This window comes from Salsuginibacillus kocurii DSM 18087 (assembly GCF_000377705.1).
In the GTDB taxonomy this organism is placed as follows: Bacteria; Bacillota; Bacilli; order Bacillales; family Marinococcaceae; genus Salsuginibacillus; species Salsuginibacillus kocurii.
In genome coordinates, this window is record NZ_KB898623.1 from 486,555 (window position 1) to 509,449 (window position 22,895).

Consider the following 22,895-nt stretch of genomic DNA (forward strand, 5'->3'; position numbering starts at 1 on the left):
CCTGATCATTGGCGAAGGGCCCTTCTTCACCGCCGAGGAGGCTGTCGCCGCCGCAGGGCGGGGAAAAGGGATCACAAGCCAATGGCGCCCGAAGCTGGACAACGAAAAGCGGAGGGCGGCAGATTTGCTACGGTAATGAACTCATGACCGATAGCAGCTAGAATAGCCTAATACTTCTGCGCACCTGGTTGAAATATCCGTCAATAAGTTTAAGCTTTCCAAACTTCACTAAAAAAACGGGCCTCCCCCCTGGAGTGCCCGTTTTTTGTAGCTTTGCTAAAGTCCCTTTACAATTTTCAATCTCATTTTATTTAGCTAATGGCTTCTTCCATAAGCCAAGCATGAGAGCTGTAACAATAGCACCAGTAATAATTGCTATCATATATAAGCCCCATTCCATCCAGCCGCCTTCAACAGCAAAGGAAACAAATAAACCACCGTGTGCAGCTTCAAGGCCGATGTTAAAGAACATCGACATTCCACCTGCTATCGTTGAGCCAATGACAAGCGATGGAATGACCCGGCCTGGGTCTGCTGCTGCAAATGGAATCGCACCTTCAGTAATAAAGGAAGCGCCTAATATATAGTTAGTTTTTCCGGCATCTCGTTCTTCTTCGTTAAACTTATTTCTAAAGAAAGTTGTGGCTAACGCAATACCTAACGGTGGTACCATTCCACCAGCCATAACCGCAGCGTGCGGCCCAAAGTTTCCGGCGTCAATCATAGCTAAACCGAAAGCAAAAGCCGTTTTGTTAATTGGACCGCCCATATCGATCGCCATCATGCCGCCCAGAATAAGTCCAAGAATTGCTGCATTCACGCCTGTCATATTACCAAGCCATGTTTCTAGAAACGCCATAAATTCTGCCACAGGTGTAATAATGACAAATTCCATTAAAAGACCGACAATTGCTATACTAAGCACAGGATAAATCAAGATCGTTTTGATACCGTCAAATGTTTTCGGCAAGCCACTGAACACGCGTTTAAAGCCAAGGACGACATAACCCGCTAAGAAACCAACAATCAATCCACCAAGAAAGCCAGCATCACCCGTATGGGCCATGAAACCGCCGATCATTCCCGGCGCGAAACCTGGACGATCCGCAATGCTCATTGCGATGAAACCAGCAAGGACGGCTACCATCAATCCAAAGGCATGATCTCCGCCAATTGAATCAAGTGCTGCCGCAAGTGGGTTATCTAGATCAATATCAATCATAAAAGAAATTGCGAGTAAGATTCCGCCACCTACAACGAAAGGCAGCATGTTGGATACACCATTCATAAGGTGTTTATAAAATCCACCTACTCCCCCGCCAGAGCCTGAGGCTGAACTGGTGTCAGCATTCTCGCCTCCGCCTTCATAGATTGGCGCCTCACCGTCTAAGGCTGCCTGAATCAATTCCTCAGGGCGTTTCATCCCATCGGTTACACCTTTTTGTAAAACTGGCTTTCCGTGGAAAGGACCCATATCCACTTTTGTGTCGGATGCTACGATGATGGCTTCTGCTTCTTCAATGTCAGTTGCAGTTAAGCGGTTTTTTACGCCATCAGAACCGTTTGTCTGGACTTTAATATCGACATTCATTTCAGCCGCTTTTTGTTTAAGGGCGTCTGCTGCCATATACGTATGGGCAATCCCCGTTGGACAGCCAGTTACTGCCAGTACCTTGCGGCCAGTTGTTTCTTTTTCTTCAGGGGCAGCATCTGCTTTTGTTTCCTCTTGATCTAGTTTTTCTTTTTCTTTTCGATCAACTAATTCTAAAATCGTACGCTTGTCTTCAGCTTGCAACAGTTGCTCGCGAAAATCTTGGTCCATTAATAAAGTAGACAAGCGGGACAACGTTTGCAAATGGTCTTGGTTTGCCCCTTCCGTCGCTGCAATCATAAAAAATAAATGAGCTGGTTCACCGTCCAGAGAGTCGTATTCTACCCCCTGTTCTGACCGGCCAAAAGCAATAGCCGGTGTATCCACAGCAGCCGTTTTAGCATGAGGAATTGCAATGCCTTCTCCCATCCCCGTTGTGCTTTGGTCCTCTCTTGCTTGAATCGCTTCCTGAAATTTAGCTGCGTCCTTTAAATGACCTGCTTGCTCTAATTGCCCGGTAAGCTCAGCAATTACTTCTGGCTTATCCTTACTCTTTAAATCAAGAATCATGGTGTTTTCTGTTAATAACTCTGTAATCCTCACAACTTACACTCCCCTCTAATTTACTAGGTGTTGTTACCCTATAATCATTGAATCGGTTTTTACGTTTTGTTTTAATGATTCAATTTCTTCATGTGTGCCCAGGCGCTCACTAAATGCAGTAGCACTGCCGGCTGCGATTGCAAGCTTCAAGGCTTCTGCCGGATCATTATCACTTTGTTTTGCAGCTAAAAAGCCGGCCACCATCGAATCTCCAGCACCAACTGAGTTTTTCACTGTACCTGCCGGCGGGTAGGCCCGGTATGCTTGCTCGTGATCAATTAAAAGTGCTCCTGCTCCGGCCATTGATACCAAAACGGTTGGAATACTGTAATCTTGCTGAAGTTTTTGGGCGTAATGATAGATGTCCTTTTCGTGGTTTAATTGAATGTTATAGAGTTCCCCCAACTCGTGGTGGTTTGGTTTTATGAAATGAGGCGACGCTTCAAGCGCTTTCTCAAAAGGTTCTCCACTTGTATCTAAAATCGTATGAACCTGTTTCCTATGCACTTTCGTAAGGATACTTTTGTATATATCCGTTGATAAACTTCCTGGTACGCTGCCTGAAAGTACGACAGTGTCAGCTGGGCCCAGTCCTTCTAATTTAGAAAGGAGAGCTTCTTCCTCTGCTGGTTTGATATGGGGGGCGGGCCCATTAATTTCAGTTTCTTCATCTGCTTTTATTTTCATATTGATACGGGTGTCTGCTTCAATTTCTGTAAAATCGGTATCAATTGAACGCTTCTGCAGTTCTTCTTGTAGATAACGACCTGTAAAACCACCTGCAAAACCGAAAGCTTTGTTTTGTAGGCCCAGCTGGTTTAAAACAGTAGAAACATTGATTCCCTTGCCTCCTGGTGTCTTTAAATCTTCTTGGGCGCGATTAACGTGACCAGCCTGCAGTTCACTCATTTTAACCATGTAATCTATGGCAGGGTTTAATGTTACGGTGTAAATCATGACTTCACTACCTTTATCTCGGTGTATTCACTGTATCGCTGTTGATGGTCTTCAGAAATATCTTCGGTTGTTACTAATGTAGCTGCGTGCAGTGGAGCAATATGGGCAAACGCTGTCTCTCCCATTTTTGAATGATCAGCCAAGACATAATTCTTATTGCCAACTTGTAAAGCTGTTTGTTTAACAACACTTTCCTCTGGGTCAGGGGTTGTGTAGCCCGCCTCGTCATCCACAGCGTTAACCCCAAGGAAACACGCATCAAACCTATAATTTTTTAATGTTTCTGCAGCTGCATGCCCTACTAAGGCAGAGGTTTTTTCTTTTGCTTTCCCTCCAGTTACGTACGTAGTAATACTGTGTTCTAAGAGAAGTGGAACATGAGTAATCCCATTTGTAACCACTGTAATTTCTCTATCTTTCAAATGTGGGATCATATAGAGGATCGTCGTGCCTGCATCTAAAAAAATACAATCCTGCTGTTTAATAAGACTAGCCGCATAATGAGCAAGCTGCTGTTTTTCTTCAACGAACTGTACTTGTTTTTCAATTAAAGCTGGTTCTTCTTGACGGCGCTTTAATAAAGCTGCTCCTCCTCGCACCCGCTTAAGCTCCCGTCTTTCTTCCATTTCTGTTAAATCACGTCTAATCGTAGACTCCGAAGAACCAGTCGTTTCAACAAGTTCATGAATCGTAGCCATTTCTTTTTCTTTTAACATTTCTCGTATTTTAGTCTGTCGTTCAACAGTTAACATGATGTCCACCTCATTTATGAACCGCTTACACTGTATTTTAAACGATACAACCATCAATTTCAATCATTTTCGATCATAAACAATCAATATTTTTTAACATCAATCAAAAACAATCATTTTCAACCATCTTCTTTTCTACAAAAACGATTATGTATGATGTGATCACACGTTAGCCAAACAAAAAAACTCGCTCTAAAAGCGAGTTTTTAACGAAGCTACAGAGGTTGGAATTTATGATCTTGTACGTTCTAAAGCGTCTATCACCGTACGCTCAGAATCCATTTTAAGCGCTCGGTATTTATAATCATGATAGAAAGTAAACCAAGCAGAGCGCTCATAACCATAAGCCATCCATTTTTGTTTCGCAAAGATGGAATCCATAGGGTAATCATCGTAAGCCATCACCCACAATGCGTTTTCATGAGCATGTGTAGGCATTAGATCAGCCATATGGATGAGCGTCTCCCCTTCTTGTTCCATCAAAATAATGGAATGACCTGCACTATGGCCACCGGTATGAATCATCTTAAGACCCGGAAGAAGCTCCAACTCATTGGAAAAAGGAATTACTTGGTCTTCGATCGACTGCCAATTTTGCGGCCAATACGTATTTTTCGAACGGACATTAGGATTTTTCATTTCTTCCCATTCAACATCAGAAGTATAAATAGTTGCTTTTGGAAAAGCAGGCACTGCTTCATCACCCATTCCCTCGACAAGGCCAGTAGCATGGTCAAAATGCAGGTGAGTCATTAAAACTCCATCAATATCTTTTCGGGATAATCCCAATGAGTCAAGACTTTCATCTATTTGTGCTTCTTCATTAACCCCATAGTTCCGTAATTGTTTCTCATTAAGCCTGCCATTTCCAATGCCTGCTTCAATTAAAAAATTATAGTCTTCCGTCTGCACAAGAATTGGGTCGGTCCTTAGTTGGATCTGATTCTTATCATTAGCAGGATATATTTTGCTCCATAGCGGTTTAGGTACAACCCCAAACATTGCCCCTCCATCCAAGTGGTTAACACCGCCTTGAAGCCATGTTAATGTCCAATTTCCAAATTGTAATTGCTCCAAAAAGCCTCCTCCTCTCCTCAACCTCTGAACATGTGTACAGTGTATCACAGATGTTTTGAAAACGCTTCAATCGTTTGGAGGGAGTTGTTTCATAGCTTCTACGCGGTAAATAGGCTGACCTTTTTCAGCGAATTTTTCCTCATATTCAGTTCGGACATTTTCAGTGTCATGGTGACTTGCATGCAAGTCGAGACTAATATTTTTTAGTATAAAGCCGTAATGGGAAAGGCTCGCAAGAGAATATTCAAAGTAGCCTTGATTATCGGTTTTTACATGGATTTCACCATTTGGAGTAAGGACGTGATCATAAAGTGCCAAAAATGATTGATACGTTAACCGCCTTTTTTCATGCCGTTTTTTCGGCCACGGGTCGGTGAAATTATTATACACACGCTGGACTTCCTCACTGGCAAACATCGCATCGAGCTCTCCAACATCTCCATGAATAAAAAGCAGATTATCAGGCTCTGCGTCTACAGCTCTCTGCACCGCTGTAACAAGCACACTTTCAAACTTTTCAATACCAATAAAATAGACATCTGGATACTTTAACGCCATTTCCGTTACGAATTGGCCTTTACCTGTTCCAACTTCAATATAAATCGGCTTTCCCTTTGAAAGAGTGCTCCATTTACCTTTATAGTCTTCTGGCTGCTGGACCACATACTCCGAATGTTCTTGTAAATACTCAGCTGCCCAAGGCTTGTGCCGCATTCTCATTTACATCTCTCCTACTTATTCCTGGGGTGGAATGATTTCTTCTTGAAACGATACCAAATCAAATGGAGAGGAGACAGCCTCTTTTAAAGAAAACCATTCTGCCTTTAATTCCCCTCCTGCCGGAAGTTCAACGGTAAGATCAAATTCCTGCACAGACGATGGAAACCTGCGGCTGCTAAGTACTACTTCTCCATCATTAAAGAAAAGTTCCAACGATGAGGCATCAGCAAAAAGCTGAAGACTGTGTACATAATCCAATGGAGCCCGGCGCGTTTCCCACCTTTGTGTCTCCCAATTAACTCTTTTTAATATCGCTTGTTTCGATTCTTTATTCCACGTAAGTACCATTGTATCGTCAATCTGGATCGTTACTTCGCCAGTGGGAATCTTTACTTCAGAAAGAACTAACTCATACGCATTTGCCGGAAGATCTAATGAAAACGATCGAGCATCTCCGGCTTGCAAATGTTTCTCATTAGAAACATCAGCTCTTAATTGTTTAAGTTCACGGGCCGGCGTTTGATAAAGCAAGCCTTCCCGTAAGTTCAGTTCCCGCGGAATTGTTAAACAATGAATCCACTCATTTTGTACCGATGGCTGACTCTCTTCACATTGTTCGGGTACTCCCATCCACCCGATTAATAGCCGGCGCCCGTCCTCGGCAACAAACGTTTGCGGTGCATAAAATTCAAACCCGTAATCAAGCTCTGTGAAATCTCCGTGCTCCATCCGCCCTGTCGACTTATCCCATTCCCCAATAACATAGCCGGATTGATAGATATTTTGGTATTTATTTTCTTCAGCTTCAAGACCTTGCGGAGAAAACACTAACACGTCTTTCCCATTTAGCATAAAGAGATCTGGACACTCCCACATGAAGCCAAAGTTTTCTAATGGACCATAATTGCTGCCAGCTACAATACCAACGTAACTCCAGTCCCTTGCATTTTCAGAGCGGTATAATACTGTACTCCCCTCTTTGTCTTCGGTTTGAGCTCCAAGGATCATCCAGTAGGTGTCATCTTCTCTCCACACTTTTGGATCTCGAAAATGGGCAGTAAACCCTGGCGGCACTTCAACTAAAGGCCCTTCTTTTTCAAATGTGAGCCCGTCTTCAGACGTGGCTAAACACTGATAGCTTTCACGCTCGCCTTGTTCATCCTTAACATTCCCGGTGTAAAACAAATGAAGTTGGCTGTCAACTTCAATCGCACTGCCTGAATAGCAGCCATTTTTATCATAGCGGTCAGAAGGAGCTAGAGCTATGGGAGCCCACCGCCAATTGATCAAATCAGAAGAAACCATATGAGCCCAGAACTTTGAACTGTGGTCCGGGGCAAAAGGGTTCCATTGAAAAAATACATGGTATTCACCTTTCCAATGAATTAAACCGTTGGGGTCATTCAACAGACCAACAGGCGGCTGAATATGATATGTTTGCCGATAAGGATCTTTTTCTACCTGTGGTGCTTTAGCTGCTACACTTTTGTAAGCTTCTTGATGTAACCGTAAGGAAGATTGATTATGGCTCACACTTTACACTCCTTCTAGATGTTCGCGAATTTATGAATGGATAGGAAGGACGGTGCTAGTCTAGTTATTGACCCTTTTGCAACAGTCGCTCTCCCATCGGACACACTTGCCATCCACTTTGCCTATCTTCTACTTTTCACCTTATAGGACGGTCGTCTGCTTGAGTTGCAATAACTTAGGTTAAGCTATACACATATGTAGTCTCTGTCAGTATGGTATCGATTGCACACACTTAGATAAACACCGATAGTGAGAATTTCATCGTTTTATAAATTGTGCGTTCTTCTTTCCTTTTATCAGTCAACCTGAACCCTTTAGCGATGCCCACATCTTCTATACAAGTGGCGCAATCAGTTCAATCTTAAAACTGTTGCTGCGTTTGTTGGCTCACTTCTAACCTTTAGAAGAGGGAGATTCACTGCAGACTACAGTCACATAACGTATTACCTAAAGCTTGAGACGATTCTCAGTGTACCCATTTCTCCATGATATCTTTACATCATACATGAAAAATAACAGTTTGTATAAGAGGTTTTTTATTTGCTAATGACAATAAAAACACCAAAAAACCGACCCTAAAAAAGAGCCGGTGGATTGTAAGCGGAAGCACCTTCCTGCAAAGACGAGAGCTTTTTCTATAACGACGCAGTACAGCGAATACTCCAACGTAAATCAGGACTAGAAAAAGACTCAATCATTACAGCGCAAAAGTTGGACATTGAAAAACACCAGCTTTATATTCCGCCTTGACTTTATAATATGAAGAAATTATTCCCCAGGAAATTCTGAAGTGGATGCGTTTACTTTATCTATTAACTGCTGAAGGTCATTCAACCAAGCATCCGCTTCCTCAGCTTCATTGCGGTTTAAATGCCAAATAATACTATGCAAGGTCTGGGAGATGACATACCAGTGCATACGGAAAAATAAATTTTCTTCCATCGGCAAACCATAATCATGCAGCCACTCGTCCCATTCCGCTTCTGGAATATACCAATATAATAACAGTCCTAAATCCAAGGCTGGGTCTGCAACGGTGGCACTATCCCAATCAATCAAATATAAATTATGCGCTTGGCTTACCATCCAATTATTATGGTTGATGTCACAATGACACACTACCATTCGAGGGGGTTGTACAAGCTCCCGGTACTTCGACAAATACGCGAGAGCCCTTTGCAACAACGGGTGGCTAGAACTCAAATGAAAAAGTTGGTTTTGTAAATCTTCTATAATCCACTCAGGAGTTAATGGTGTGTTGCCAATACGTTTAAACATATCCAATAGTTCGCTCGAACGATGGATTTTACTTAATAATTGAGCAACATCCGTTCTATTCATCTCCGAAGATTTTAGCTCTCGACCATACACCCATTGCTGGGCGGTGATGACATCCCCATTTTCAAGACGCTTGGTCCATAACAATTTAGGTACAATACCTTCAGCTGATAAAACTGCCAAAAAAGGGGAGGAGTTTCGTTTTAAAAATATTCTTCGATCTCCAGCTCGAGCAATATAAGCTTCACCCGTAGCACCACCAGCAGGTTCTACGTTCCACCCTTCGCCTAATAATAATTCCAATAGCTTCACCCTCATTTTCATTTGATCATTCAAATATTTCATGCCGTTATTCCTTTATGTAAAATAATGAACGTTTTTCAATTGTGGGATCCGCTTTTTAACGAATACGAAGCAGAGTCACAACAGTAGACGGACTCTGCTTTTATATGTATATCTTGTTTCAACGTTCGCCTGCTGTACAGGTCCGGGTTTTAGTGAATCGATCTTAATAGTACCAAATAGGTATGGGAACCGTCAATAAACGATTAAATTTGACTTCCTCCTCGTTCGAAAGCATCTCAGCTTTTTTATCAAATTTGTTATTTTTCGCTGAACCTCCCCCTCACCCAGTTTTCATTCACGCTTTAGAATGGTATAGTTTTTAACTATGTGACAAGCTTTCAATTTATCGATCCCACTGTACAAATCACATGAAGAATCTATGCACACAGGATAAATAATTTTACTCATACAGGAGGGCTAGGCAAGCTCCTCCTAGGTTCATCCTATAACCAGCTGTTTATTATTAAGAAGGAGAGGATTAAAAGTGTCACCTGAGAGTCATTCGTTACACCGGGCCAGATTATTAATTTCTTGTGCTGATCGGCCAGGCATTGTTTCTACCGTTTCTAATTTTTTATACGAAGCTGGAGCTAACATCGTCCAATCAGACCAATACAGTACAGACCCGACAGGTGGAATGTTTTTTATGCGGATTGAATTTGATTTCGATATTACTCAACATACCATCGATGAATTGCGTTATTCCTTTCAGACCGTTGCTTCTCAATTTGATATGAGCTGGCGTATTGAAAGTGATAAAAGAAACAAACAAATGGCTATCTTTGTCTCCAAAGAAGACCATTGCTTACTTGAACTGCTCTGGCGCTATAAAAGCGGAGAGATAAAAGCAAACATCCCACTAGTTATCAGCAATCATGATGAGTTGCGTGAGACGGTAGAAAGTTACGGGATTACCTTTTATCACATTCCGGTAACAGCGGAGACCAAAACAGAAGCTGAACAAAAAGCAATTGATCTACTGGAGTCCTTTGAAATTGATGTAGTCGTTTTAGCTCGCTATATGCAGATTTTATCTCCAACGTTTGTGTCTGCATTTTCACAGCGCATTATAAATATTCATCATTCATTCCTACCCGCCTTTATCGGGGCCAACCCTTATAAAAAAGCATTTGACCGCGGTGTGAAATTAATAGGTGCCACTGCGCATTACGTTACAAATGATTTGGATGAAGGGCCGATTATTGAACAAGACGTTTTGCGTGTGAACCATCGGGATACCACTGAAGATTTGCGGGTAGCCGGCCGCAATGTTGAAAAAATAACACTCGCCCGCGCCGTTAACTGGCACTTATTAGACAAAGTCCTAGTTTACAAAAACAAAACCATTGTATTTTAAATAGAAAAGCGGAGGCGTTTGGTTTAGATGCGACAAGTTTTTCTAGAACTGTGCAGCGTTGTCCGCAACGCGGAGTCAGGACTATAAAAAACCTCGAGCATCTAAACGCCGCAGCTAGACAGAAAAGCGGAGCGGGCTTGCTTAACGACGAAGAGCCCTTCTTCACCACTGAGGAGGACGCGTCCGCCGCAGTGTGGGGAAAAGGGATCTCAAATCGGTAGCCCGCGAAGCTGGACAGACATGCGGAAAGTGGCAGTCAGGGGCGGCAGGCAAAAAGAGCGGATAAGAAGTTTACCTCTTTTCCGCTCTTTTTTATAGTTCAGCATCTCTTTCTACTGTATCGCGTAAGAAGGAGGTAGTTACTGCATGGTCTAATAACACTTGTGCCGCCTTTAACTGGCCGGTTTTAAGAGGAGAGGGCTGACGCTTCAATTTATCCATCCATGCCTCGCAGTTACGCTTATCAACCATTTTTACATTCATGCCCCTGCCCCGGTTGTCTATAAGTACATCTGGAGCAAAGACAATTCGCTCAAAAGAAAGGTCTAACTGGTAAGGAGTTAATAAATCATGTGTAACTGTCTCCAGCCGGTTTAAAGCAAGCAAAGGGCTCAGTATCTTTTTCTGTCCGCCACTAACATATTCTTTCCAAAATCGGTCTGAGCTTGCTTCAATTACGCTAGTTTCCTGTCCGTCTACAGGTACAATACATAAAATTTCATTCGGACCAATTAATAAAATATCCAAATCAACCGTAGCTCGGCGAGTTTCTAGTGAAGGATTGTACATAATCATATAATTATCCGGTAACTGGTTTAAGAAATAAAACAAATGATTGTCATAATAATAAGCAGGATGAACCTTTGATTCTTCGGACAGAGACGAACTCGCCCATTTTATTTGGGAACGAACCAGTTCTTTTTTGAAACGAGCTTTGACTTCATCAAACGACATTCCGGCCAAACGCTCATAAATATCCTCTTCCTCTTGGAGCTCAACCGTTTGCCGGCGTTTTCCATAAAATTGTTTAATCCGGTCAATTGTTTGATAAATAAATCCCTGCTCAGCTTCTTCAAACCATTCGTTAGACTCTCCCTCATGTTGATAAGAATAGCTATTAGCCTGTCGCCATGCTCGTTCTAGTTGACGCCACCGCTCTTTTTTCAGCCGCGTGAATTGACTGGGGTAACGCTTCATATCTATTTCATAGCGCGAAACATAATCTTGTAATTTAATTAAATGAGCCATGTGCCTCGCCCTTTCTAACGCTCAGTTCCAAGTTCTCCCCATTGTACCACAATTCGTTCATTAACTGATTAGCTTACACTTAATGAAACAAAGCAATAATCAAAGGTGCGAAAAACGCCACAATAACTGCGCTAACAGTCATAGCTATTGAACTCACTGCCCCTTCAATTTCATTGTTTTCTAGAGCTTTTGCTGTGCCGATTGCATGAGAAGCCGTCCCTGTACCGATGCCTCTTCCTATGAAACTTTGAATATTAAACAAGCGAAAAGTGTATTGAGCTATCATAACCCCGCCAAGACCTGCAATCATAACAAAAATAGCAGCAAGGGATTCATTACCTCCGAGAGTGGCAGCTACATCCATGGCTACCGGTGTAGTAACGGATTTCGGCACAATTGAAAAAAGGACAGTCTCATCTACCCCAGCGAGCCTTGCCAAAAAATAACCGGAGAATATTCCTACCAAGGCCCCTGTAACCATACCCATTGAAAGCGGATAGAAGTATTGTTTTAATAGATGCCATTGGTTAAACAACGGGTAGGCTAGAGCTACCACCGCTGGCCCCAAAAGAATCTCAATCCACTGACCGCCAAGCATATACGTTTCATACGGAATATCAAATAATAGCAATAGAGACAACAGCAAAAAGGTACTTGTAACTAAAGGCAACGTAAGCGGATGGGGAATGCGCTGGTAAATGAAACGTCCAGTCACATATAAACCAATGGTTCCTGTAATCATTAGGACAGCAATCCATATACTCAAGACGTCTCCCTCCTTTGAATCAACACATCCGTAATCTTTCCGCTTACTACCATAACAAGCACCGTGCTAACCAAAACAATGATAAAAAGCCATGCTCCACTCCCCTGAAATACATGGCCAAGCGTAACCGCTCCAGCCATAACAGGTAAAAACAAAAGAGGCATATGCCGCAACAGAAGCGAAACTCCTTGAGCAACCCAGGCTGTTTTAACAATATTGGTGGCAAAAAGCCCTAATAAAATCAGCATGCCGATAATACTTCCAGGAATCAGTAATGAAAATGTAGTTTGAATCCACACACCGGTTAAATAAAGGCCATATAAACCAGCGATTTGTAAGCATATTCGTAATCCATCTGCAACAGTAATCATACTGCACCTGTTTCCAGAGGAAATTGTTCAATGATTTCATATTTGGGCCGTTTGCCTGGATGAATTTGGTAAAGGTTAATATACTGACATTCCCATGCCAGCCCCTCTCCCATTGTCAGCACCTCTTCTTCCATTTTCTTTAACGGGCACCCTTCTTTTCCCTCCCAGTTCTTAGCAATCGTAATGTGGGGAGTAAACGGCCGTTTCTCTACTGAAAACCCGGCATCAGCAAGACTTTCGGTCACCTTTTTATGTACTTCTTTTAACGCAGGCGATGTACCAGGGTCTGCCCATAAAATACGTGGAGAGTCCGGCTTCCCAAAATAATGAAGCCCTTTCACCTGCTGGGTTATAGAGCGCTCATTAAATGATAGTGACTCTACCGACTGCTGAACAAAGTCCAGGTCACTTTTTTCTAACCCTCCAAAAAAGTGAAGCGTAATATGATAATCTTCTTGCTGCGTCCATTGTTTAAAAGCAAGCCCTTGCTTTTTCCAACTAGAAGCACACTGACTTATCATATCTCGAACTTCTTCTGCCACACCCAATCCTAGAAAATAGTGAGCTTTCATTAACTATTGCTCCCTTCCATTATTGTTTAACTTCTCGCAAATACTGATACAGGTCATGTAAAGATTCAGTCTCTAACACAGGAATGATCTCATTTTCAGTTAGGTTTGCGGCATGATATGAAATAAAATCAACTCCAGCCAAATTAGCTGCCTTACCATCAATCCAGGAGTCTCCGATCATGACCCAATCCTTCGCAGAAATCATTGGATAATCATGCAGCACCTTTTTCACTGAGTCAGGGGAAGGTTTTAACGCTTGCAAGCGGTCTCTTCCATATACCGCTTGAAAATAAGAGAGCAGCCCGTTATTTCTTAAAGCGGTAATAGCTGATTCGGTAGCGTTATTTGTCACCACTACAAGCTCGGCCTCCTTGCTAAGATAAGAAACGAGTTCCTTTGCTCCTGCTTCTGCCTCTGCTTCTTTCATCCCTTCCATCTCGCAAGCTGCTACACAGGCATACATCCTCTCTACTAAACCATTGTTCCCGTATTGTTTTTCATACTTGCGACCAGCTTCAATCAGCTGAGCAGGCGGAGGTTTTTCTCCCACCTCTTCTGGGAGCACTACATTTGCCAGGTGCAGTTCTTGTATACAAGCTTGCCTCATATCATCAAAATTTATTGCAGAGGCAATTAACGTCTGGTCCATATCAAACATCCAGCCAGCATAGTGTTTCATTGTGGCCTCCTTTTTTGTATTATTATCATTCAATTCCTTGCAAACTGAGTTCAGCAATAGGTTTTAGAGACTTTTTTATGTTATTATAGTTGCACTACGCAATGCATATAATTTTGTTGAAGGAAGGGATTTGTCATGCGTGTAGCAAACAATATGTCTGAACTTGTTGGTGATACACCGCTTGTTAAACTTCAGCGCTTGCCACATGAAGATGGGGCTGAGGTTTACTTAAAATTAGAGTTTCAAAACCCGAGCGGCAGTGTTAAAGACCGAGCTGCTAAAAACATGCTTGAACAAGCAGAAGCAGACGGGGTTATTGATAAACATACAGTCATCATTGAGCCCACTTCTGGCAATACCGGAATCGGCCTTGCCATGACTGCTGCATCTAAAGGGTACCGTGCGATCTTAACCATGCCTGATACGATGTCTAATGAACGGATTAACCTATTAAAAGCCTATGGTGCAGAAGTGGTGCTGACACCTGGCGATAAAAAAATGCCGGGAGCCATTGACAAAGCCCATGAACTTGTAAAAGAAATTCCAAATAGTTTTATGCCCATGCAGTTTGAAAATGAAGCTAACCCTGATGCCCACCGCCATACCACTGCTCATGAAATCAAAGAAGCTATGGACAGTATCGGTAAAGACTTAGGTGCATTTGTCGCTGCTTCAGGTACCGGCGGCACAGTAACTGGTACTGGGGAAGAGTTGAAAAAGTTTTACCCCGGTCTTGCGGTGCATGTGGTAGAACCGTTTGGCTCTCCTGTATTATCAGGTGGAAAACCTGGACCCCATAAATTGGTTGGTACTTCCCCAGGGTTTGTTCCTCCTATTTTAAACCAGGATGTATATAACCATATTTACAAAATAAAAGATGAAGATGCTTATCAAACAACTCATGACTTAGCTCGCAAAGAAGGTATTTTAGTTGGCCCCTCTTCCGGAGCTGCCTGCTACGCTGCCTTGGAAACAGCAAAGACCTTACCTTCTAATCAAGCTGTTGTTGCCATCGCTTGTGATACAGGTGAACGTTACCTTTCGACTGACCTCTTCGATTTTGAATAAATATAAGTATAGTATAAGAAATTCACCATTCATTGAACAAGGAACTATGGCCGCTTGTATAATCTGTCACCTTTACTTTCTGGCGGCCACAGTTCTTATAATCCCTTTTACTCAAGTGTTTGTTGGACGGCTAAGCGATAAATGGCTTCCGCATAAATAGCCGTGCACTTAACTAAATCCGCTATTTCCATATATTCATCAGATTGATGAGCTCGACTTTCTCTCCCCGGCAACAACGGCCCAAAAGCCACCCCCTTTTCCAATGCTCTGGCATAAGTTCCTCCGCCTGTGGATAGAGCCTCCCCCTTCTCTCCTGTCTGCCTTTCATATACTTCGGATAACGTTTGAACCCATTTTGTTTCTGCCTTTACATAATGCGGAGCTAAATGGTCATATTCCTTCCAGGTTCCATTAAAATCAGCTACGGCTTTTAATAGCTGCCTCATGATTTCTTGCTTCGAAAAAGAAACTGGATAGCGGATATTTATACCGATGTCGCCTCCTTCAGCCTCAGAATAAGAAATTCTCCCTAAGTTTACGGTAAGCCCCCCACTGAATTCATCTGTTAGCTGCAATCCCAATCCACTTCCATCGCCTGGGCCAAACCCTTCCTCGACCGTTTCACAAAATCTTTGTTCAGCTAAACTTAATGGTAATTCACGAAGAAACGAGCATAGAAGCACAGCTGCATTTTTCCCTTTACTTGGAATAGACCCATGGGCCGATACACCTTCTACGTGAAAAGTTACTACCTCGCCATTCATATCTATATGGCCCTTTTCTTGCGCAAACCTCTGCTCAAATAACAATAGCGCTTTTTCTTTTGTTTTCTTAGATGAAAACGTGCAGGCAGCTTTTGCCTCAGCTGCTACCATATTTAACGCTTCTCCACTCTGAATGTGGTGAAGTGTAAGTTCAGCTGTCGGTACTGGGGGAAGGGGTGAAAAAGAAATGAAACCATCTATAATGCCTTTCTCAGATGTAATAAGAGGAAAATTGGCATCCGGAGTGAATGCCGCTAGTGGTTCTCTTTCATTGGCAAAATAATGCGCCATACATCCCCAATTTCGCTCCTCATCAGTACCTAGAATTAAGCGAATACTACGTTTTAAAGGGAGCTTCAATTCTTTAATAATTGAAAGGGCTAGAAAGGATGCAATAGCAGGCCCCTTATCATCAAGTGCCCCCCTGCCATAAATTTTCCCATCCTCAGCTGATTTTCCAAAAGGAGAGTAGGTCCAGCCAGTACCCGCAGGAACAACATCCAAATGACAAAGGATACCTACACAGTCACTGCTTATTCCTTCCAATTCAAGGTGCCCTGCATAGCCATCTACATTTCTAACAGTAAAACCACGTTCTTCTCCCCACGTCAACACCTGCTCCAATGCATCCTTTATCTCATTCCCGAAAGGCGCGTTTTCACCAGGGGCTTCCCTGTACACACTTGGTATCGCAATCAAATGCGTTGTTTTTTCTATAAGTTCTTGCGTTTTAGCTTCTGCTTCGGCCTGCCAATCTATATTCATTCTATATTCATCCTTTCAATTTCAATTCGAAAGCATTTTTGCGAATTGCGCGACATTATAGTATAATAATCAGCAATCACAATGTAACTTGGAATTCAAGTATCCTAAAAGTGCTATAGTTGCTGCTCTTAACAAACCAATCAAATGTCTCACTATGTAAGTAGAGTTTATGATCGCAGGCAAGGTGGATATCTTCTATGGTTTTGTCGAAAACTTAACTAGAATCTTGGTTAGGGGAGTGGTTTTAGTGAAAGGATCAACCGATCGAATGCTCACCCGCATTAAGTCCATGTACCTTTATATTAAAGAGAAAGGATCGGTGACTACGGAAGAATTGGTTGATGAATTTGGCACCACCCAGCGCACTGTCCAGAGAGACTTGAATGTTTTAGAGCATAACAAACTTGTGCACAGCCCTTGCCGGGGCAAGTGGGAGACAACAAAACGAAAAATTAAAGTATCCTGATTGTGGCTGCTTTTCGATAAATACTCACTAAATGCTTGTGCTTACTTTTTACTACCGAAAGACGCCACTTATAAAACGGGAGATCAGCCATTCTGATCTCCCGTTCCTTTCTTTACTCTTGATAATAAAGAGCATGTTCAAGCTGTTCGAGCTCTTCCTCGGAAAGATCCCGATATTCTCCAGGGTCTAAATCTTCATCCAACCAGAGGGGGCCAATTCGTACGCGGCGCAGTTCAATCACTTTATTACCTACAGCTGCAACCATTCGTTTTACTTGATGATATTTCCCCTCGGTCAATACCACCTTAATTACTGGTTCAGATCCTTCCTCTTTCACTTCTAGCTTAGCTGGTTCAGATTGATGCCCATCCGCAAGTTCAATCCCGTCAGCAAAAGCTTGTACCGCTCCTTCCGCCAAAGGTTCTGCCAGCCTTGCTTCATACTCTTTTTCTATATGCTTTTTCGGACTCATTAGAGCGTGAGACAATTTTCCATCTGTCATTAATAGAAGCAGGCCTTCCGTGTCTTTATCCAATCTACCTACTGGAAAAGGTTCACGTACCGCATCTTCCCATTCAAGCAGATCAATAACAGTTTCCTGGTTTTCATCTTTTGTAGCGCTCACCACATCACCAGGTTTGTTCATCATTAAGTAGATATGTTGGCGATATTCTACGATCTCCCCCCATACAGATACTTCGTCTTCATCAGGGTCTATGTTTATAGAAGATTGGCGTACCCGTTCCCCATTAACGCTCACAGCCCCTTGCTTCACGAGACCTTTTATTTCTTTTCTTGTCCCATATCCCATGTTTCCAAGCAGCTTATCTATTCTCACCATTACTCGCCTCTCTCTTTTTTATTTCATCCACTAATTGTTTGCCAAAATGACCAAGTGAGCCGTTCATATAAGAATAAGCCACACCGCTCGGTATATGTGTTAAGGCACTTTCTCTAATCGGTTGATCGACCGAGGCCTCACATAGCATTTGTTCTAGCTCAACAATTGATTCAAGGGTATGTTTTGTAGCTAATCGATTAGCTGTGAGAACTTCTTCTTCAGCCCCTTTAATAAATGTGAGCTTCTTTTCAAAAGCTGCCTGCAATTTCTTAACCATTTTGTCCTCTTTTGTATCCAAAACAAAGGTGCCTAACTCCGTTTGGGCAATATGTTCAGCATGACCAGCAAGTTTTAACGGGATAACAGTTTGCTCTCCTAGCCTTTCTTCTGCTTCCTCTTTCATCAGGGAGGTAGCAGTATGAAAAAAGACAGTCCCTTCCTGAAAATAAGCACCATATGCTTCAAAAAACGGTTGATATGCTTCCGCCGGCAAGGCAACGATCACATAACTATAGTGCTTAAACTCTTCGGGTGGGACATAAGTGAACGTCCGTGTTGTATTACGATTTGCTGCCTCTATACTCGCTTTTGTTCGATTATAGATTGGCACCTTACTAGAGTCTGCATAACAATCAGCAAGCAATCGGCCTAACTTCCCAAAACCTATGATTAACATATAGTCTCTCCTTAGAGCTAAGCTTTTTTACGTTCCGTATCCTGAACAGAAAGCTCTTCTGATTCTGGTAGATCTTGTTCTTCTCTATTACGTTTTTCAATGGCATTTTTCCGTGAAATATTAGCTAAAATAGCTATACTTGCCAGCGAAACAAGCAAGGAAGAACCACCATAGCTCACAAATGGAATCGTAATCCCTGTAATGGGTAATAAACCAGTAGCTGCTCCAGCATTAAACACGAATTGGGTTAACAGTTGGAACACAATCCCCAACGCCAATAAGGTGCCAAACACGTTACGGCAGCGGGTGCCGATTAGCACCCCTCTTATTCCTATAACCACAAAACACAGGATCAAAAAGCCTATACCTAGCCAGCCCAATTCTTCCGAAATGACGGCTAGAATAAAATCCGTATGAGGCTCTGGTAGATAGGCCAGTTTTTGCACGCTTTGCCCGAGACCTGTGCCCGTTAATCCACCATGGGCTATAGAAATGTACGATTGAACTAACTGATAACCGCCTGAAGTAGACGCGTATTCAAACGGATCCCGAAAAGCAACCAGCCGCTGAGCCCGGTATTCCGCTATATTTGCCATGTACCATACAACGAGGCCCGAACTAAAGCCAAGCAAAATTAAATGACGCCAGCGAGCACCTGATAAAAAGACTACAATACCTGTCACTAATAAAATAGCACTGGCAGTACCTAAATCCGGTTGAAGCAGGATAAGGGTGAAAATCACGATCACTACAATTAAAGGGGGGGCTACACCAGTACCGAAACGATTAATGTAATCTTGCTTTTTAGAATAAACTTGGGCTAAGTATATGACAGTACCTAACTTAACTAACTCCGAGGGTTGAATGGTTAGTGGACCAATTTGCAGCCAACGCTGCGCCTCATTTGCTGCACTTCCTATCAATAAAACGAGCACAAGTAATATAATTGAAACGATAATAATATAGGGACTAAGTTTCAAATACACACGATAATTTATGTGCATCAACACAAAAAACAGCATAAGGCCTGCTATAAAGTAAATAAGCTGGCGGGTGATAAAATGGGTGTAGTTATCATATAAGTCTAGTGCCAAAACATAACTTGAACTATAAACCATTACCAATCCAAATAGACAGAGGATGCCGACAGTCGTTATCAAGACCAAATCATAATCTTTATACTTACTTAACAACTTTGCATCCCCCTTCATTTTCCAATTCTATGAGATTGAAAATATTATACCATTGTAGAACCAACCGCAAAAGAGAAGAAAGATTCACTCTCCCGCCCAAGAATACTTTATTCGTCTTTCTTTAAAAAGGAGAAGCGGTTCCCCAGCACTTTTCCTGCAAGGCCCGTTCTAAAAGTAAGCAACAAATATAACAAGGCACCGGTCAAAACGCCAAAGATTAAAACGAGCAAATAATCCGTCCAGGCCGTAAGCCCAAAGAATTCCACAGCTCCAGAGCTTACAATCCAAACCGCGATTGCCATCGCAAATGAAAAGCCGGTGATCAACAAGCCTCTTCTGACCAACAGGCCAAATTCAAAGCCGGTAAACTTCCGAATAGCCCAAATCGCAACGGCAATTGCCACTCCGTAGCCGATATAAGTGGCATAGACTCCGCCAAGGGGGCCAAAAACGTAAATCATTCCGTAATTAATAATAAGCTTTACCAATAACCCTGCAATAAGAGCGATAACCGCGTATTTTTGCCGCTGCAAGCCTTGCAGCATGGCAGCTGTTACCGAAAAGATCGCAAAAAAGATAGCGATTGGAGCATAATGACGTAAAATTTCTCCGCCTAAAGCTACATCTTCTAGGCCAAATAACGTACCAAATGCAGGATAGGAGAGCAAGGATAAACCAACGACTGCCGGCACGGTTAAAAACAGTATAATTTGAAAAGCCTGCCTCATTTGGGCATGTAGTTTATCTTCGTTTCCTTCTGTATAAGCGTTCGTTATCGAAGGAATTAAATTAATAGACATCGCAGTGGCGAGCGCCATCGGAATCAAAATTAATTTGTGAGCAGACTGCGCAAAGATTCCGTAAGCCGTTTCTGCTTCACCTTGAGTGGCTCCTGAAGCGATCATAGCATCATTAAAACTAAATAAATCTATAAACTGAAACAATGGAATAGCTAACCCAACAATAGAAAACGGGATAGCATATAAGACCAACTCTTTGTACATAGCGGGCAGTTTAAGTTCATGATCTACTGTACCATTCGCAATTTCAGCGTGGATATGACTCCTTCGTTTTCGCCAAAATGCCAGTAGTACAAAAAGTGAAGCTATTCCACCGATAAAAGCTCCGAATACAGCGAAGCCGACCGCTGTTCCAAGTGTACCTTCGAGAATGTGTAGAATAAAAAATGTCATAACTAAAATAAACATAATGCGAATGATTTGTTCGATCACTTGAGATACAGCTGTAGGTCCCATGGACTGGAACCCTTGAAAGTAGCCTCTAATAATTGACATCACTGGGATTACCAATAAAGCAGTGCTTACCATCCTAATGGTGAAGACTACATCAGACATCTGGTTACCTTCTAATTCGTCAGGGTTCGATATAATCCAGCCGGCAATTACAGGGGCAAACAAAAACAAGAGCAAAAATGCTATGAAGCCCGTAACCGACATAATAAGCAAACCAGAACGAAACAAGCGGTAGCCCGTCCGATAATCGCCCAGTGCTTGATACTTTGACACAAATTTAGAAACCGCCATCGGCACGCCCATGGTGGCCATACTTAATAATACGGTATAAGGCAAATAACCATATGTATACAACGCCAACCCTTGTTGACCAACCAGCGCAGTAAAAGGAAAAATGTAAACAAGTCCTAATGTTTTGGAGATAAAGGTCGCAAGCGTCAAAATCATTGTGCCGCGAATTAATTTATTATCTTCTGCCATGTCGTGTACCTTCTTTCATTTAATACCGTTACACGTACGAATTTTAACACACAAACTCTCCCCTGACGAAAAATAGCAGAAGTGCAAGGCCTTGCTTTGATAAAACATGCCAAACCGGTGTTAACACAAAAGGCGCGAAAGGCAACGGCTCCATTGAGAAAGCAAGTACCTGAAAATCACAGGGCGGTATCCCTGCGTGCAAGCGTTGCTGCACCAAAGAAGACACGGGCGAGGTCAACCGAAGTAAAGACCAAGCCAATGTCTAGCTTGTGCCTGTGGTGAAAGCGTCCACCTGAAGAGAAGAACTGAAACCACTATATTGAATATTTATCTAAAGGTTTAGAACCTGTGGACAGTTTTGCAAACCTAATGAATCAATGTCCGCCACCCCTCAGCGTCCCGCATAAATGCGTGAGAACCTCTTGCTGCTTTACCGCATGCGACTTAGTCGCTTATAGTTTTCACATAAATTGTGCGTCTACGTGGCCCATCAAACTCACAGAAATAAATGCCCTGCCACGTTCCTAAAAGAAGCTTGCCATTTTCTACAATAATCGTTTGCGATGGTCCAACTGTACTGGTTTTCATATGAGCTGCTGTGTTTCCTTCTCCATGCAGATCCTTAGAATGTGTCCACGGATAAATTTCATCAAAGCGTCGAATCATATCTGTTTTCACATCAGGGTCTGCATTTTCATTAACAGTCAATCCAGCTGTCGTATGCATGGATTGAACTGTGACTACGCCTGTTTTCATTCCTGCTTTATGAACAATCTTATTCACATCATTTGTGATGTCAACCATCTCATCTCGTTGTTTGGTTTCTACATGAATTTTTTCTAACACTACAATTCCTCCTTTAGTATACCTGCTTGCAATTTTTCAATCTTGCTCTAACTTTGCTATGATTAAAAAATGCAAGCGAGGTGTATTTATATAAGAGATGCTTCCATACTAGCCTTGCAAATGTATCCACAAGGAGTGCCGGTTATCATGTGCTTCTAGTTTTGTTTGTTTATCGGCTTCCTCCACCTTGCCTCCTTGAACCTTGCTTTGCGGGGTCTCTCCCGCCCGTTTTTCCGGAGGGAGTATCGTGGAGTGCGCTCGCTAAACATATCATCTCATCCTTTAGAAGCAGAGTGCCCTCCCTCTTTTGAAAACAGGTGAAAATAACAGGGGGGGGAACGGTTTTCATCATTCGTGTTATAGAAAACTTATAAGAAGCGAATGGCGGCGAGTTCACCGGGCAAAGCAACAGTTGAAGACCCCGCAATGAGCGGATTTTGCTCATGAGGAGGCTGAAGCGTTGCCCGTGGAAAGCATCCGCCTGAAGCAAAGGACGAACCCCCTATAGTTGGTTGCTTCTTAACGTTTGAAGTACCTGTGGACAGTTTTGCAACGCTAGTGACGCTTCCACCTATTTCTACAGCACACTTTTAAATCAACCCTGTGTGCTATCAATTTCCATGTTAAAGTACTATCCTCTGTTCATTGATATGGTGAACATGCCTCGTATAGAAAACCAACGAGCACCTAACAA

21 protein-coding genes are annotated in these 22,895 nt (G+C 42.5%); 3 read left to right on the plus strand and 18 right to left on the minus strand.

What is annotated here, in order from left to right; translation table 11 throughout:
- Nucleotides 1-307 precede the first annotated feature (307 nt).
- The 7 genes from D469_RS0102410 to D469_RS0102440 form a co-directional block, all read right to left on the minus strand.
- Complete coding sequence (locus tag D469_RS0102410; protein WP_018921766.1) at nt 308-2,194, minus strand: PTS fructose transporter subunit IIABC; 1,887 nt, start codon at nt 2,192-2,194, stop codon at nt 308-310.
- A 33-nt stretch (nt 2,195-2,227) separates the two neighbouring features.
- Complete coding sequence (gene pfkB / locus D469_RS0102415; protein ID WP_018921767.1) at nt 2,228-3,151, minus strand: 1-phosphofructokinase; 924 nt, start codon at nt 3,149-3,151, stop codon at nt 2,228-2,230.
- Nucleotides 3,148-3,903 (minus strand): DeoR/GlpR family DNA-binding transcription regulator, encoded by a 756-nt coding sequence (locus D469_RS0102420; protein WP_018921768.1) that lies wholly within the window; start codon nt 3,901-3,903, stop codon nt 3,148-3,150. Before D469_RS0102420 ends, pfkB begins: the two co-directional genes overlap by 4 nt.
- A gap of 231 nt (nt 3,904-4,134) precedes the next feature.
- Nucleotides 4,135-4,980, minus strand: a complete 846-nt coding sequence (locus tag D469_RS0102425) for a YtnP family quorum-quenching lactonase (RefSeq protein WP_018921769.1) — start codon at nt 4,978-4,980, stop codon at nt 4,135-4,137.
- Nucleotides 4,981-5,046: 66 nt separating this feature from the next.
- Entirely contained in the window at nt 5,047-5,700 is a 654-nt protein-coding gene (trmB, locus tag D469_RS0102430) for a tRNA (guanosine(46)-N7)-methyltransferase TrmB (RefSeq protein ID WP_018921770.1), read from the minus strand.
- 15 nt (nt 5,701-5,715) lie between these two features.
- Nucleotides 5,716-7,233 carry a sucrose-6-phosphate hydrolase gene (locus D469_RS0102435; protein WP_018921771.1) on the minus strand — a complete coding sequence of 506 codons (1,518 nt, stop codon included), beginning with the start codon at nt 7,231-7,233 and terminating at the stop codon, nt 5,716-5,718.
- A gap of 768 nt (nt 7,234-8,001) precedes the next feature.
- Nucleotides 8,002-8,856: a phosphotransferase family protein gene (locus D469_RS0102440; protein WP_018921772.1), complete on the minus strand. Its 855-nt coding sequence runs from the start codon at nt 8,854-8,856 to the stop codon at nt 8,002-8,004.
- 484 nt (nt 8,857-9,340) lie between these two features.
- Between D469_RS0102440 and purU the strand changes: the two genes are divergently transcribed.
- Entirely contained in the window at nt 9,341-10,213 is an 873-nt protein-coding gene (gene purU / locus D469_RS0102445; RefSeq protein WP_018921773.1) for a formyltetrahydrofolate deformylase, read from the plus strand.
- A 312-nt stretch (nt 10,214-10,525) separates the two neighbouring features.
- Here the strand turns inward: purU and D469_RS0102450 are convergent, their stop codons facing one another.
- From D469_RS0102450 to D469_RS0102470, 5 genes are all read right to left on the minus strand, one after another.
- A complete protein-coding gene (locus D469_RS0102450) occupies nt 10,526-11,461 on the minus strand; it encodes a nuclease-related domain-containing protein (protein WP_018921775.1) in 936 nt (311 codons plus the stop codon).
- Nucleotides 11,462-11,540: 79 nt separating this feature from the next.
- On the minus strand, nt 11,541-12,227 hold the full coding sequence (locus tag D469_RS0102455) for an LrgB family protein (protein WP_018921776.1): 687 nt from the start codon (nt 12,225-12,227) through the stop codon (nt 11,541-11,543).
- Entirely contained in the window at nt 12,224-12,598 is a 375-nt protein-coding gene (locus tag D469_RS0102460) for a CidA/LrgA family protein (RefSeq protein WP_018921777.1), read from the minus strand. Before D469_RS0102460 ends, D469_RS0102455 begins: the two co-directional genes overlap by 4 nt.
- On the minus strand, nt 12,595-13,170 hold the full coding sequence (thpR, locus tag D469_RS0102465; protein WP_018921778.1) for an RNA 2',3'-cyclic phosphodiesterase: 576 nt from the start codon (nt 13,168-13,170) through the stop codon (nt 12,595-12,597). Before thpR ends, D469_RS0102460 begins: the two co-directional genes overlap by 4 nt.
- A gap of 19 nt (nt 13,171-13,189) precedes the next feature.
- Nucleotides 13,190-13,849 carry an HAD family hydrolase gene (locus D469_RS0102470; protein ID WP_018921779.1) on the minus strand — a complete coding sequence of 220 codons (660 nt, stop codon included), beginning with the start codon at nt 13,847-13,849 and terminating at the stop codon, nt 13,190-13,192.
- Nucleotides 13,850-13,984: 135 nt separating this feature from the next.
- On the opposite strand from D469_RS0102470, the gene cysK reads away from it, so the two are divergent.
- On the plus strand, nt 13,985-14,917 hold the full coding sequence (cysK, locus tag D469_RS0102475; RefSeq protein WP_018921780.1) for a cysteine synthase A: 933 nt from the start codon (nt 13,985-13,987) through the stop codon (nt 14,915-14,917).
- Between the two features lie 107 nt (nt 14,918-15,024).
- Here the strand turns inward: cysK and pepV are convergent, their stop codons facing one another.
- Entirely contained in the window at nt 15,025-16,446 is a 1,422-nt protein-coding gene (gene pepV, locus D469_RS0102480; RefSeq protein WP_018921781.1) for a dipeptidase PepV, read from the minus strand.
- Between the two features lie 247 nt (nt 16,447-16,693).
- Between pepV and D469_RS0102485 the strand changes: the two genes are divergently transcribed.
- The gene (locus D469_RS0102485) at nt 16,694-16,912 is read left to right on the plus strand and encodes a DeoR family transcriptional regulator (protein ID WP_018921782.1); all 219 of its coding nucleotides are present in this window, start codon (nt 16,694-16,696) and stop codon (nt 16,910-16,912) included.
- A 112-nt stretch (nt 16,913-17,024) separates the two neighbouring features.
- Here D469_RS0102485 and D469_RS0102490 read toward each other — a convergent pair whose 3' ends face one another.
- From D469_RS0102490 to D469_RS0102510, 5 genes are all read right to left on the minus strand, one after another.
- The gene (locus D469_RS0102490) at nt 17,025-17,750 is read right to left on the minus strand and encodes a pseudouridine synthase (RefSeq protein WP_026286066.1); all 726 of its coding nucleotides are present in this window, start codon (nt 17,748-17,750) and stop codon (nt 17,025-17,027) included.
- Entirely contained in the window at nt 17,737-18,429 is a 693-nt protein-coding gene (locus D469_RS0102495) for a hypothetical protein (protein ID WP_018921784.1), read from the minus strand. The genes D469_RS0102490 and D469_RS0102495 overlap by 14 nt, the downstream gene beginning before the upstream one ends.
- A gap of 17 nt (nt 18,430-18,446) precedes the next feature.
- On the minus strand, nt 18,447-19,622 hold the full coding sequence (ftsW, locus tag D469_RS0102500) for a putative lipid II flippase FtsW (RefSeq protein ID WP_018921785.1): 1,176 nt from the start codon (nt 19,620-19,622) through the stop codon (nt 18,447-18,449).
- A gap of 107 nt (nt 19,623-19,729) precedes the next feature.
- Nucleotides 19,730-21,355, minus strand: coding sequence for a putative polysaccharide biosynthesis protein (locus D469_RS0102505; RefSeq protein WP_018921786.1), 1,626 nt, complete (start codon nt 21,353-21,355; stop codon nt 19,730-19,732).
- A 444-nt stretch (nt 21,356-21,799) separates the two neighbouring features.
- A complete protein-coding gene (locus tag D469_RS0102510; protein WP_018921787.1) occupies nt 21,800-22,201 on the minus strand; it encodes a secondary thiamine-phosphate synthase enzyme YjbQ in 402 nt (133 codons plus the stop codon).
- Nucleotides 22,202-22,895: the final 694 nt, after the last annotated feature.